Annotated in this window: 11 protein-coding genes; 2 read left to right on the top strand and 9 right to left on the bottom strand. The window is 46.3% G+C overall.

The features are described 5' to 3' along the window. The first annotated feature begins 14 nt into the window (after positions 1 to 14). Positions 15 to 374, top strand: coding sequence for a YugN family protein (locus tag R5H20_RS08575; protein ID WP_006638303.1), 360 nt, complete (start codon positions 15 to 17; stop codon positions 372 to 374). 51 nt (positions 375 to 425) lie between these two features. Here the strand turns inward: R5H20_RS08575 and ctaG are convergent, their stop codons facing one another. The 6 genes from ctaG to cyoE form a co-directional block, all read right to left on the bottom strand. After that, positions 426 to 1316: a cytochrome c oxidase assembly factor CtaG gene (gene ctaG / locus R5H20_RS08570; protein WP_006638304.1), complete on the bottom strand. Its 891-nt coding sequence runs from the start codon at positions 1314 to 1316 to the stop codon at positions 426 to 428. A 28-nt stretch (positions 1317 to 1344) separates the two neighbouring features. After that, positions 1345 to 1674: a cytochrome c oxidase subunit IVB gene (gene ctaF / locus R5H20_RS08565; protein ID WP_006638305.1), complete on the bottom strand. Its 330-nt coding sequence runs from the start codon at positions 1672 to 1674 to the stop codon at positions 1345 to 1347. A 1-nt stretch (position 1675) separates the two neighbouring features. Next, complete coding sequence (ctaE, locus tag R5H20_RS08560; protein ID WP_006638306.1) at positions 1676 to 2299, bottom strand: cytochrome c oxidase subunit III; 624 nt, start codon at positions 2297 to 2299, stop codon at positions 1676 to 1678. Further along, positions 2299 to 4167: a cytochrome c oxidase subunit I gene (gene ctaD / locus R5H20_RS08555; protein WP_006638307.1), complete on the bottom strand. Its 1869-nt coding sequence runs from the start codon at positions 4165 to 4167 to the stop codon at positions 2299 to 2301. Before ctaD ends, ctaE begins: the two co-directional genes overlap by 1 nt. A 32-nt stretch (positions 4168 to 4199) precedes the next feature. Beyond that, a complete protein-coding gene (gene coxB, locus R5H20_RS08550) occupies positions 4200 to 5267 on the bottom strand; it encodes a cytochrome c oxidase subunit II (RefSeq protein ID WP_006638308.1) in 1068 nt (355 codons plus the stop codon). 275 nt (positions 5268 to 5542) lie between these two features. Beyond that, positions 5543 to 6469 carry a heme o synthase gene (cyoE, locus tag R5H20_RS08545; RefSeq protein ID WP_006638309.1) on the bottom strand — a complete coding sequence of 309 codons (927 nt, stop codon included), beginning with the start codon at positions 6467 to 6469 and terminating at the stop codon, positions 5543 to 5545. Positions 6470 to 6874: 405 nt separating this feature from the next. Here cyoE and R5H20_RS08540 point away from each other — a divergent pair, with 405 nt between their 5' ends. Next, positions 6875 to 7789 carry a COX15/CtaA family protein gene (locus R5H20_RS08540; RefSeq protein ID WP_006638310.1) on the top strand — a complete coding sequence of 305 codons (915 nt, stop codon included), beginning with the start codon at positions 6875 to 6877 and terminating at the stop codon, positions 7787 to 7789. An 89-nt stretch (positions 7790 to 7878) separates the two neighbouring features. On the opposite strand, the gene pyc is transcribed toward R5H20_RS08540, so the two are convergent. From pyc to R5H20_RS08525, 3 genes are all read right to left on the bottom strand, one after another. Beyond that, the gene (pyc, locus tag R5H20_RS08535; protein WP_006638311.1) at positions 7879 to 11322 is read right to left on the bottom strand and encodes a pyruvate carboxylase; all 3444 of its coding nucleotides are present in this window, start codon (positions 11320 to 11322) and stop codon (positions 7879 to 7881) included. 77 nt (positions 11323 to 11399) lie between these two features. Beyond that, positions 11400 to 12611 carry a putative lipid II flippase FtsW gene (gene ftsW / locus R5H20_RS08530; protein ID WP_006638312.1) on the bottom strand — a complete coding sequence of 404 codons (1212 nt, stop codon included), beginning with the start codon at positions 12609 to 12611 and terminating at the stop codon, positions 11400 to 11402. A gap of 308 nt (positions 12612 to 12919) precedes the next feature. Beyond that, complete coding sequence (locus R5H20_RS08525; protein ID WP_006638313.1) at positions 12920 to 13201, bottom strand: Fpa/YlaN family protein; 282 nt, start codon at positions 13199 to 13201, stop codon at positions 12920 to 12922. Positions 13202 to 13276: the final 75 nt, after the last annotated feature.

The following is a 13276-nucleotide window of genomic DNA, read 5'->3' as shown; positions in this document are numbered from 1 at the left end:
GGGGGCTTTCAGGGATGAAATTTGAAGAATCCGGTATTGAAGGGCTTACCGCTGACCTGAATCGGCTGGACGATATCATGGAAAATGAAGGGTTTGTCAGGGCCGGACAATGGGATTATGAACGGGTCACCTATGACCGCAGGTTTGACATGGTTGAGGGCAGATACTATCTCCGTGTTTTTGGCTATGCGGTTGAAGGCGATGTCGGTGCTAGACGAGCGGTCATCAAACTGATGACTCCGCTTTTAGGAAAATATTATTATCCCCACGGAGTGGAGTATGGGGAAGATGAGCATTTTCCAAAGCAATTGCTGCAAACAAGCGAATCTGTTTTAAAAAAACTCAAAGAAAAAGTTTCCGCACTCCAAGTGTAATCTACATAAAAAGGGGTACAGCCGCTTGCCGGCCGTACCCCTTTTTTCAGTTTAATGAACCGTTGAGGGAGAATAAGGATCTTCCGCTTCATCTTTGGCTCTTTCCTTTTTTGCCCAGCTAAAAAAGACAATCGCCAAAAACGTGCCGTACACAATCTCCTGGATAATTTTCATCACGATGGCTCCAAGCTGCTGATCTTCAAGAACGGGCATGCTGCTGAACATCTCCGGTCCAGTAAGCGTCATCCCGCTCAGCGTATCCAGCGGAACGCACAGCTTCATCGCTTCCACCCATGCGGAAGGATCTGAATAAGTCAAATACAGGGGAGTGCCGCTGAACATAATCAAAGCACATGCAGGCGTCAGCAATATGCCGTCAGCCATAATATAGCCCATTTTCAAGAGACCGCCCATGTGCGGCAGTTCTTTGACCCGGTGAATAAGCGGCCACCACATGAAAAAAGCGGCGATAAAAATCAATACCGTGACAGCCGCATGATAAACGGCATTTGTTTTAATAAAATCAAACACAAGCGGAACATGGTACATTGAAAATAATCCATTGAATACGATGATTGCGATTAAAGGCTTGGAAAAAAACTGAAACAGCGGCTTGACAACCGGACGAAAAATCGCCTTTTTCCACAGCCATGCCGGCACTCCAAGAATGAGGAGCGGGGGCACGACCAAGTATAAGATCGCCATCTGTGCCATATGGGCGCTGAACATAATATGCCCGAGCAAATCAAGCGGACTTCCCTTTGAAGCATATAAAAGAACCATGCCTGTTACAAACAGGATGATTTCTTTCCTTGAAGCCCGTTCGTGTTCCGATCCAAAACGTTTGATCAGCACAAAATAAAGACCGATCAGCAAAAGGACGGCCCCTAGGTAGTAGGGGCTCCAAAGGGCGCGAAAACCGAATATTTCAAGGCTGCCCATCCCGAGCATCCTCCTTTCTCTCAGTCAGTTACCACCAGATCATTGTCATAAAACCCAAAACGGTTACAAATGCCACCAAAACCCCTGAGTAGAGGAACAAGGACGGCGCTTCATGCCCGCGCTGGCTCATGTGCATAAAATAATACAGCTGAAACGCCACCTGAATCACCGCAAGCAGAAGGATAAACGGAACCGTAAACCATACACCGGCATCAGATGCAACTGTTAAAAAAGCAACAACAGTCAAACCGATCATTAAACCGAATGAAATCACCTGATATCTCATGTCCTCCGCATTTTTCTTCCTGCGGTACACGAGGTCTGTTTTAGGGTTGCCTCTGTTTTCATTATTGACCATGTTACCCCACCATCCCCATTAAATATACAACGGTAAAGATAAACACCCAGACAACATCGATAAAGTGCCAATAAAGACTTGCCACGTAAAATTTCGGAGCGTTGTACAGGTTTAATCCGCGTCTTGCGTTTCTGATCATCAGCGCGAGAATCCAAAACAGCCCGAAAGTGACGTGTGCTCCGTGTGTGCCGACAAGCGTATAAAAAGCAGAGCCGAGAGCGGAGCTCGTAATGGTGAATTCATATTCGTGGATGTAATGTGTGAACTCATAAATCTCAAGCGCAAGAAAGCCCGCGCCCAGCAAAACGGTAATCCCGAGCCATATCTGCATTTTTTTAAAGGTGAAATTTTTCATGTGATACATCGCGTATACGCTTGTCAAACTGCTCGTCAACAGAAGCATTGTCGCAAGAAAGACAAGGCCGATGTCAAACATTTCGCTCGTTTTCGGCCCTCCTGCGGTTGAATTCCTCAGCGCGATAAAGGTTGCGAAGAGAGACGCAAACAATACCGTCTCCCCTCCGAGAAATAGCCAAAATCCGATAAATTTGTTTTTTCCTTCTAAGGTTGCTTTTTCAGGAGAAGCCGGGAAGGTTTCAGCTGTTAATTTCTCTTCTGTATGCATTACGCCTTCACCCCTTTGTCATCGTCATCCATCAGATCTTCCTTATGAATATGGTATCCGTGATCATCAATCACCGACCGGAGAAGCATCGAGAAGAAAGTGATGCCAAGTCCGGTCAGGATGACAGGTAATCCCCACGCAAATTCTGTCCGGTACATAAAGCCAAACGCCGATACAAAAAGCCCCAGAGAGATGATGAAAGGAAGAATCGATCCGTTCGGCATATGGACATCCTGCAGAGGCTCCGCAGCCGTCAATGATCGTTTTCCCGCTCTTTTCTCAATCCATAAAGCATCAAGTCCCCTGACTAAAGGCAGCTGCTTAAAATTGTATTCCGGAGGCGGAGATGAAACAGCCCACTCCAGCGTTCTTCCGTCAAGCCACGGATCGCTGCCGGCTTTTTTTCCTTTGATTGCCGTTACGATGATATTGATCACGAGGATAATGACGGCCACCGACATCATAAACGCTCCAATCGAACTGACCATGTTCGCCGTGTCAAATCCCTGATTCGGCAGATATGTGAACACACGTCTCGGCATTCCCCACAACCCGAGCCAGTGCTGAATGAAAAACGTCAGGTGGAAGCCGATAAAAAAGAGTACAAACGTAATCTTTCCTAAAGCTTCATTGAGCATTCTGCCGAACATTTTCGGCCACCAGTAATGCGCTCCAGCCAAGATCGCGAACACAACGCCGCCAATAATGACGTAATGGAAATGGGCAACGACAAAGTACGTGTCATGGAACTGGTAGTCTGCAGGCGCAGCAGCAAGCATGACCCCTGTTACCCCGCCGAGCACGAAAGACGGAATAAATGATACCGCGTAAAGCATCGGCGTTGTAAATTTAATGCTGCCGCCCCAGATCGTCAGCAGCCAGTTGAATACTTTAATTCCCGTCGGGACCGCAATGGCCATCGTCGCTACAGCAAAAATCGCATTTGCAACAGGGCCGAGGCCCGTTGTAAACATGTGGTGAACCCATACCATGAATCCCAAAAACCCGATCAATACCGTGGCAAAGACCATTGAAGAATAGCCAAAAAGCCTTTTTCTTGAAAAAACCGGAATGATTTCAGAAAAAATTCCGAATGCCGGCAAAATGAGAATATACACTTCCGGGTGACCGAAAATCCAGAACAGATGCTCCCAGATTATCGTGTTTCCGCCCAATTCGGGATTGAAAAAGCTTGTGCCGAACAGACGGTCAAGCATTAAGAGCGCGATTCCGACCGTTAAAGGAGGAAAAGCGAACAATATGAGAGCCGAAGAGACGAACGTCGTCCACGTAAAAAGCGGAAGTCTCATATAGGTCATGCCAGGCGCCCTCATGTTGATGATCGTCGCAAGGAAGTTAATCCCCGCAATCAGCGTACCGATACCTGAGATTTGCAGTCCGAGCACAAAGAAATCGATCCCGTGCCCTTCAGAATTTAGAGACAGTGAAGCATAAGACGTCCAGCCGGCATCAGGCGCCCCTCCCAAAAACCAGCTTAGGTTCAGAAAAATACCGCCGAATAAGAACAGCCAAAATCCAAGAGAATTTAAAAACGGAAACGCGACATCCCTCGCCCCGATTTGAAGCGGCACAACGGCATTCATCAAGGCAAACAGGAGCGGCATAGCCGCCAGAAAGATCATCGTAGTGCCGTGCATCGTCATCACTTCATTGTAGACTCCGGCGCTGACGAAGTCATTTTCCGGAATCATCAGCTGAATTCTGATCATCACCGCTTCGATTCCGCCGAGCACAAAGAAGAATCCCCCGGCTACTAAATAAAGCACGGCTATTTTTTTATGATCGACAGTTGTTAAATAGTCCCATAACACAGCCCCAAAACCTTGCTTTTTTCTAAGCGTACTCACAATGTAACCTCCCTCATTGTCCCTTTGAAGCGTTAATCTTGCGTTTTTAACCCCTTTAAGTATTCGGTCAGTGCATCAATTTCCCCATCGTTTAAAGCCGGGTATGTCCCCGTCATTTTATTTCCCGGTTTGATGCTTTCGGGATCCTTGAGCCAGGCCCGCAGATTTTCATCATTAAAATCTTTAACGCCGGCTACTTTCGTCCTTTCTCCAAAATTGGCGAGATTCGGCGCTGTTCTGGCCGCTTCCGCCCTCTTGTCCTTCGCATCTGTCGCGTGGCAGCTCAGGCAGTTTTTCTCTTTGAACAGCTTTTCACCTTCAACAGCGAGGTCTGTTTTCGGCTTCGCATTATCTTTTTCCATGCTCTTCATCCACTTTTTGAATTCATCCTTCGAAACGGCTTTCACTTTAAAATCCATTAAGGCGTGCGAAGGTCCGCAAAGTTCGGCGCATTTCCCGTAAAAATAATTACCCGCTTTTTTGGCCCGCTTTGAATCGAACGTCAGGTAGAATTTATTTTCATTATCTGTGTTCGTATCAACTTTTCCGCCCGCGGAAGGCACCCAGAAGGAATGTTTTACATCCGAAGCTTTCAGTTTAAAGTAAACGCGTTCATCTGTCGGAACGACCAGCTCCTGGCTCGTGATGACGCCGTAATCAGGATATTCGAATTCCCACCAGTAAAGGTTTGCCCTGACATTGACAACAAGCGTTTTTTCAGGGTCTCTGTTTTTCTTATCCATCGGCTTCGTATCGGCCAGACTGAACGTATGCGCGACAACAGGGACAACCAGCACAAGCAAAAGAATAATCGGAATAACAGTCCATAAAATTTCTAAATTGCGGTTTCCTTCAATCTGTTTCGGCATGTGGTCTTCGCCGAGCTTAGACCTTCTGTATTTGACAATGACAAATACGAAAATGAAGCTTACGACTATAACGACGACAACCATGATCAGCGTACTCAGTATCATGAGGAAATATTGCTGATCAGCCACTTCACCGGCAGGTTTCAGCGTCGATATAAACGGTTCTCCACACCCTGTTAAAACGAGCGCCAAAATAGTGAAAAGCGAAATCAGACGCCATTTCTTTAACATTTCATCCCAACCCCTTTTCAATCAATCCTTTTGAGACTTTCACTACTCAAGCTTTTATAGAACATCCATTCACCCATCAGACTACTCACACACAATAAAGCACTTACATTTCCTCTTTTCTTAAATAATGATGTTTTTTACTCAAAATACCATCTATGTATGAACGTAAAGCCGCCCATATAAGATGATCGAAAATCGAATCAGGCGGCTTTTACTTGATTGTTGTCTGCTTCCGTGTTTAGGTGACAGCCTTCAATGTGATGAGTATAGAGTTTCTATCCAATTTTAAAAAGTGTAAGAACGACCATTGCTACAAAGAATATGGTCAAATAATTTAATGAATATACAAACATAAGCGTCGCCCATTTCATGATATCTTTGCTTCTGAAGCCCAAAAGGCCGCAGATGAGCCAACCGATATTCAATACGGTTCCGAGGACGACAATCGGCATGCCCAACCCGCCGAGGAAAAACGGCAGAGGCATTAAGCAGGCGGTCCAAATGATAATTTGTCTTTTCGTCACTTCAAATCCATGGACAACCGGCAGCATCGGTATGTTCGCGGCTCTGTATTCCTCCGTTTTCTTAATGGCCAGCGCCAGAAAGTGGGGAATCTGCCAAATAAACATAATTAAGAACAGCACCCATGCGACAACTCCGATTGACCCTTCGACGGCAGTCCAGCCGATCAAAGGAGGAACAGCTCCCGAAATGCTGCCGATGATCGTATTGATCGTATAACGGCGCTTTGACCACATCGTATACAGAAAAACATACGTAAAGACGCCGATCATTCCGACGACAGCAGCCGTAATCGTGGTCATGAGGAGCATGATAAAACCGAGCGCAATCAGCAAAATTCCAAACCACAAAGCTTGGGAAGGCTGGATTTTGCCGGTCACAGTCGGCCTTGTTTTCGTCCGCTGCATCAGCTGGTCAATGTCCCGGTCATAGTAGTTGTTGATAACGCACGAACCTGCAATGATCAGCGACGATCCTGCTAAAGTGAACAGCACGATATCCAGATTTCCGAGAAAGCTCAAATTCGATAAATAAAAAGCGAGCCACATACCCGTAAAAGTTGTTATCAGGTTTGAGTAAACAATCCCGACCTTGATAAGGGCGAGGAAATCCTTCCATGCCGTTGTTTCTTCTATTTGTCCATTCATTGCTGTACCAGCTGCAATTCTTGGTTCAGCCATATAATGTTAACCCCCCTTACTCAAACCTTCATCACGTCAAGAGAAGCGGTATATTCAATAAAAACCTACAACTCTATCATACAAGATTACCGGTTGGAAAAAAACATCCTATTAGATATTAATCGACAAACCGGTTTATATTTGTGAACTTTTTATGACTTTCAATACAGATGAAGGAAAAATTGTGAACAACAGCCGAGAAACCTTCGGCATTCTAATATAGTTCTATCAAACGGGGCCGGAATAATCAAGTCTCCAATTCCAAGAAAAATGTGAACGCATTGTATTGCATTTTTGTGAACAATAATTGTTAAGAATTGCAGGAGAACATCAATTCGCTTAAACTTGAGAGTGGGTAAAAATTATTTTTATCAGTCAGTTTGGATTAAAAGGGGAATTGAATTTATGAATAAAGCATTAAAAGCCCTGGGAATTATTACGACTATCGCCATGCTCTTTGTCCTGATCGGCGGGGCTCTTGTCACAAAGACGGGTTCCGGAATGGGATGCGGCAGATCATGGCCCCTCTGCAACGGCAGTATATTCCCTGCGCTGACACTGGAATCAATTATTGAATGGAGTCACAGGTTTGTGAGCGGTACCTCCGGTATTCTCGTTTTGGCTCTGGCGGTATGGACCTGGAAAAAAATCGGCCATATCAGGGAAACGAAGTTCCTCGCCATTATGTCGGTTATTTTTCTTATTCTTCAGGCTCTTCTCGGAGCCGCAGCCGTCGTGTTCGGGTCATCCGCTATAATCATGGCTCTGCATTTTGGAATTTCGCTGATTTCCTTTGCTTCGGTTCTTCTTCTGACACTCCTTGTGTTTGAAGCGGACAGCAGTGGAAGAGCATCATCTTTCCATATAGGAAAAACGATGCAGTTTCATATGGCAGGCATCATCGTGTACACGTATATCGTCGTTTATACAGGCGCCTATGTCCGGCATACGGAATCAAGCCTTGCCTGCCTGGACTTTCCGATGTGCAGCAGGACGAACGGCTGGCTGCCGTCCCAGTTCCACGAGTGGGTGCAGATGGGCCACAGAATCGCTGCCCTTCTTCTTTTCGCCTGGATTGTCATCGCAGCGGTTCATGCGGCAAGACATTATAAAACCCAGAAGCGGATTTATTGGGGCTGGATGATATCGGTCATCCTGATTTTCCTCCAAGCCCTGTCCGGAATTTTAGTTGTCCTGACGCGCCTGGAATTGAGCTTCGCGCTTGCCCATGCATTCTTTATTTCCTGCTTGTTCGGGATCTTCTGTTATTTCTTGTTGCTGGTTACCCGCTACCGTCATCAAACCAAAGCACAAAGCTGAAAAACAGACGGCAAAAGCCCCTGCTGAGGAAGCAGGGGCTTTTTTTCGTTCTAAAAAAGCTGCCGATCCAATCGGCAGCCTGACTTTGTTTATTTCTTCATTTCAATGAGAAGGTCTCCTGTTTGAATAGCTTCTCCGTTGGCCACATGAATGTTTTCGATGGTACCTGAAAACGGCGCCTGGACGGTTGTTTCCATTTTCATCGCTTCATTAATCATCAAATGGTCGCCTTTATTGACTTTATCGCCTTTAGCAACCAGGAGCTTGATGACCGTTCCCGGCATAGTTGCTGCGATATGGTTCGGATTTGAACGATCCGCTTTCACTTTTTGGTGAACCGATGATTTGATACTTTCATCTTTAATGACGACTTCACGCGGCTGTCCGTTCAGTTCAAAGTAGACGACCCTTGTCGCATCAGGACACGGTTCTCCAATTGAGACCAGCTTAACGATCAGTGTTTTTCCTCTCTCAATTTCCACTTCAATCTCTTCACCGAGCGTCATGCCGTAGAAGAAGGTCGCCGTGTCCAACACAGAAATGTCGCCGTACAGCTCAGCCGTTTTGACATACTCTGTAAACACCTTCGGATAAAGCGCATAAGCGACAGCATCCTGGTCAGAAAGTTCAACATCATGTTTCTCCAAAAATTCCGTTTTTATCTCGTCAAAAGAGACCGGTTCAAGCAGTTCTCCAGGTCGGACGGTAATCGGTTTCTGCCCTTTTAAAATAAGCTTTTGCAGCTTTTCCGGGAATCCTCCGTGAGGCTGGCCGAGATACCCTTTAAACATCTCAACGACCGAGTCAGGGAAATCAAGGGATTCTCCCCTTTCGAAAATATCTTTTTCAGTCAGTTTATTTTGCACCATGTAAAGCGCCATATCCCCCACCACTTTGGAAGACGGCGTGACCTTTACGATATCTCCGAACAGATCATTGACCCGTCTGTACATTTCTTTTACTTCATTCCAGCGGTCGCCGAGACCGACTCCTTTGGCCTGCTGCTGAAGATTGCTGTATTGACCGCCAGGCATTTCATGCTTGTAAATTTCGGTATGAGGGGCATTCATCCCGCTCTCAAATTCACTGTAATATTTTCTGACGGCTTCCCAATATTGGGATAAAGATTCAATCGCGTCAACATTTAATTGCGGACGGCGTTTATCGCCTTCAAGCGCATGATACAGAGAGCTTGCGCTTGGCTGGGATGTCAGTCCGGACATGGAGCTGACGGCTACGTCGACAATGTCGACGCCGGCTTCAATCGCCTTCGCATACATGTAAATGCCGTTTCCGCTTGTATCATGCGTGTGCAGATGGACCGGAATATCGACTGTCTCTTTCAACGCAGACACCAATTCATAGGCCGCCTGAGGCCTTAGCAAGCCTGCCATGTCTTTAATGCCGAGAATATGGGCTCCGGCCGCTTCCAGTTCCTTGGCCATAGAAGTATAATACTCAAGGTTGTACTTCGTTCTTGCCGGATCAAGAATGTCGCCGGTATAGCAGATCGCCGCTTCGGCGAGTTTTCCGGAATCACGGACGGCGTCAATGGCAAGCGTCATGCCTTTCACCCAGTTCAGACTGTCAAAAATGCGGAACACATCGATTCCCGCAGCCGCCGATTCATTGACGAATTTTTTAATCAGATTGTCGGGATAGTTCTTATAGCCGACGGCGTTTGACGATCTTAACAGCATCTGGAACATCGTGTTCGGAATTTCTTTCCGCAGGTCTTCAAGCCTTTTCCAAGGATCTTCTTTTAAGAAGCGGTAGGCCACGTCAAATGTTGCGCCGCCCCACATTTCAAGACTGAACAGCTCAGGCCAGAGAGCCGCTGTCGGATTGGCAATCTTCATCAGATCATGGGTTCTGACCCTTGTCGCGAGCAATGACTGATGGGCATCGCGGAACGTCGTATCCGTCAACAGCACGGATTCCTGTTCTTTCACCCATTTGACAAGTCCGTCGGCCCCCTGTTGGTCGAGGATCTGTTTTGTGCCGTTTGGAATCGGCTGATCCACATCGGTTTTGACGATTTGCGGCTTATCAAACTCCGGCTTCTTCTTTTTGTCGATGCCAGGGAAGCCGTTCACCGTTACATTCCCGATATATGTCAGCATTTTTGTTCCCCGGTCTCTTTGTTTAGGGAACACAAAGAGCTCAGGCGTGGTATCGATAAAAGACGTATCATATTGGCCTGTCAGGAACTTTTCGTGCTTTGCCACGTTTTCCAGAAAAGGAATATTGGTTTTAATCCCTCTTATCCGGAATTCCTGAAGGTTTCGGACCATTTTCGCAGCAGCCTGTTCGAACGTCAGCGCCCATGTCGACAGTTTGACGAGCAGAGAATCGTAGTACGGGGTGATCACGGCTCCCTGGAAGCTGTTTCCCGTATCCAGCCGGACCCCGAATCCCCCGCCAGACCGGTAGGCCATAATCTTGCCTGTATCAGGCATGAAGTTGTTTGACGGGTCTTCTGTCGTTACCCGTGACTGGATCGCGAAGCCGTGAAGAGTGACCGCATCCTGTGACGGGATGTTCACTTCTTTGCTCTTCAGGCTCAGCCCCCCGGCGATCATAATCTGCGTCTGGACGATATCGACGCCTGTCACCATTTCTGTGATGGTGTGTTCGACCTGAACGCGCGGATTGACTTCAATAAAGAAAAATTCATCGTTCGCGACTAAAAATTCGACCGTTCCGGCATTGATATAATTGACGTTTTTCGCAAGTGCGACGGCGGCATCGCAGATTTTTTCCCTCAGCGACTCGGAAAGAGAAACGCTTGGTGCGATTTCAATGACTTTTTGATGACGCCTTTGCACGGAGCAGTCCCGGTCATACAGATGAACAACGTTCCCTTCCTTGTCTCCGATAATCTGAACCTCAATATGCTTCGGCTTTTCGATCAGCTTTTCAACATACACTTCATCATTCCCAAAAGCGGCTTTCGCTTCTGATTTCGCCCGGTCATAGGACTCCTGCAATTCAGACTCGCTTCTTACGATCCTCATGCCGCGGCCTCCGCCGCCAAGGGACGCTTTGATAATAAAAGGATATCCGTTTTCTTCAGCGAAGCGCTTGACATCCTCTGCATCCTTCACAGGTCCGTCGCTTCCCGGGATTACCGGGATGCCCGCTTTCTCGGCCTGTTCACGGGCTTTGACTTTATCGCCGAACATATCAAGGTGTTCAGAGGTCGGACCGATAAAAATGATGCCTTCCTCTTCACAGCGCTTGGCAAACTGGATATTCTCCGATAAAAATCCATAGCCTGGATGAATCGCATCCACATGGTTCCGCTTTGCAATCTCAATGATTCCTTCAATATCCAGATAAGCATCTATCGGCTTCTTTCCTTCGCCTACCAAATAGGCTTCATCAGCCTTGTATCTGTGATAAGATCCGCTGTCCTCTTTGGAATAAATCGCAACCGTACGGATATTCAATTCTGTACAGGCGCGGAACACGCGGATTGCAATCTCCCCTCTGTTCGCAACAAGAACTTTTTGTATAGGCTGTTGTGACATGTCGTTCCCCCTCATCCGCTGTTTTAGTATGTATCCTATTCTAAATCAATCAGATGAGCCTGTACACGATTAGTTTTTTAATAATTTATACTTTTTTTATATTGATTTTCTTTAATTTTTGTAGTATTAATAGGCTCTTTGCGCTTGTATCTATCAAAATATTCATTAAACATACTGATATTCACCAGCAGCCCGGCGCTTCCCATCAGCACCATGAGCGATGACCCCCCATAGCTGATAAACGGCAGCGTGACCCCGGTCAGAGGAATCAGGCCTGAAATGCCCCCCAGGTTGATGAATGACTGGATCGCGATCATGCTTGATATTCCGATCGCCAGCAGACTTCCAAACGGATCGTCGCATTTTCTCGCAATATAAAATCCTTTCAATACGATGAAGCTGAGCAGCAGAATGACAAACAAAACGCCGAATATGCCGAGCTCCTCGGCAATGATCGCCATGATGAAGTCAGTATGCGATTCAGGCAGATATCCGTATTTTTGGACGCTTTCGCCGAGCCCGAGGCCGAAAAGCCCTCCGGAACCGATCGCAAGGTAGGAATTGACGACCTGAAACCCTGATTTTTGAGCATCTTTGAACGGGTTTTGATAGCTTTCAAAGCGATTCATCCGCCCTTCGGTTAAAATGCTGTCCATATTTAATAAAATCAACGGGCTGACAAGCAGGAGAACAATCCCTGTCAGCATCAGGAGCTTCAGCAGCGTCTTTCCGCTGAATCCTGAACACAAAATAATGCATAAAGCGATTAAACCGATGATGGATGCCGTACCGAAATCAGGCTGGACGGCGACCAATGCGCAAATGATGAGCGTGATAAGCGCCGGTGGGGCGATTCCCGCTCCCAAATTATCGATATAGCTTTGTTTTTTCGCATAAACGGAAGAAAGATACAAGATGACGGTCAGTTTGGCAAACTCTCCCGGCTGAATGCTTAAACCTCCAAATTTGTACCAACTTTGAGCGTTTCCCGCAACATGGCCGACTGCAAACAGAGCGACCAAGGCGATGACGGAAGCAAGCAGCAATATTTTTTGGAATTTTTGATTGGCGAATGCCTTATACGGAAAAAGTGCCGTGAATAAAAACACTATCGTTCCGAACACCATGAATATGAGCTGTTTATCGAAAAAATAACTGCTGTCCTTTCCGAATCTTGTCACCGCCGTAATCATGCTTGAGCTGTACACCATCACGAGACCGAACCCGCACAGGAGGAATACAGCAAAGATTAATGAATAATCATAGGATTTGAGCATTCTTTTTATCATATTATCCTCTTCCTTACTTTCCCCTTAAAATATTTGATCCTTCGTTATTTTACTACACTTTCTTAAAAAGAACGAAGGATACCCTTTTATAGACCTTCGACATTCCGCTGAAAGAATCGTCCGTCTTCCACCTGTTCTTTTCATATCGGCAGAATGGGCGTCTTCGTTTATTCTTTGCAAACACCTTATGCTCCTTCATCAACCCCGGAATTCCGCTATAACAAAAAAAGCCTGCCGGCCATCTGTATGAACAGACATATTGTCGACAAGCTGACTCAGACTAAAGAAGTATCCCCTGAGTGATCCGTTTATTTGTTTGTAAATGCTTCATGCAGCGCAGACAATTCTCGCTCCAGCCTGTAAAGCAGTTCTTTTCCCTCTTGTTCTTCTACTAATCCAAGGCGGACAGCAAAGTCAATTTCTCTTGAGAGTCCGAACATTTGTGTATCTAAAACCTCTTCATAAAGAGGACATTGAGGCATCGTTAAGTTGTCCATTTGCACTTGAATCAGCTTCAAAATTTTATCAGCATCACGTTTTAACAAGGCAAGTGCTTTTTCACGATGATCGACTACAATCTCAGACGCCAAAAGTATCCCTCCGTTCCCCAGGCGAGTACCTAATTCTTCTATTTATAATAAAGCCTAACCCATAAAAATGCAAGC

Origin of the sequence: Bacillus sp. KICET-3, from assembly GCF_033261025.1 — a bacterium.
GTDB lineage: Bacteria > Bacillota > Bacilli > Bacillales > Bacillaceae > Bacillus > Bacillus sonorensis.
Note: the sequence above shows the minus strand (reverse complement) of the source record. Positions and strands in the feature narration are given on the sequence as shown.

Bases quoted from the DNA above. Each gene is read 5' to 3' on its own strand.
- R5H20_RS08540 (WP_006638310.1), top strand. From the start codon at position 6,875: ATGAATAAAGCATTAAAAGCCCTGGGAATTATTACGACTATCGCCATG.
- coxB (WP_006638308.1), bottom strand. From the start codon at position 5,267: ATGTTAAAGAAATGGCGTCTGATTTCGCTTTTCACTATTTTGGCGCTC.
- ctaG (WP_006638304.1), bottom strand. From the start codon at position 1,316: ATGGGCAGCCTTGAAATATTCGGTTTTCGCGCCCTTTGGAGCCCCTAC.
- ctaF (WP_006638305.1), bottom strand. From the start codon at position 1,674: ATGGTCAATAATGAAAACAGAGGCAACCCTAAAACAGACCTCGTGTAC.
- ctaE (WP_006638306.1), bottom strand. From the start codon at position 2,299: ATGCATACAGAAGAGAAATTAACAGCTGAAACCTTCCCGGCTTCTCCT.
- ftsW (WP_006638312.1), bottom strand. From the start codon at position 12,611: ATGATAAAAAGAATGCTCAAATCCTATGATTATTCATTAATCTTTGCT.
- pyc (WP_006638311.1), bottom strand. From the start codon at position 11,322: ATGTCACAACAGCCTATACAAAAAGTTCTTGTTGCGAACAGAGGGGAG.
- R5H20_RS08575 (WP_006638303.1), top strand. From the start codon at position 15: ATGAAATTTGAAGAATCCGGTATTGAAGGGCTTACCGCTGACCTGAAT.
- cyoE (WP_006638309.1), bottom strand. From the start codon at position 6,469: ATGGCTGAACCAAGAATTGCAGCTGGTACAGCAATGAATGGACAAATA.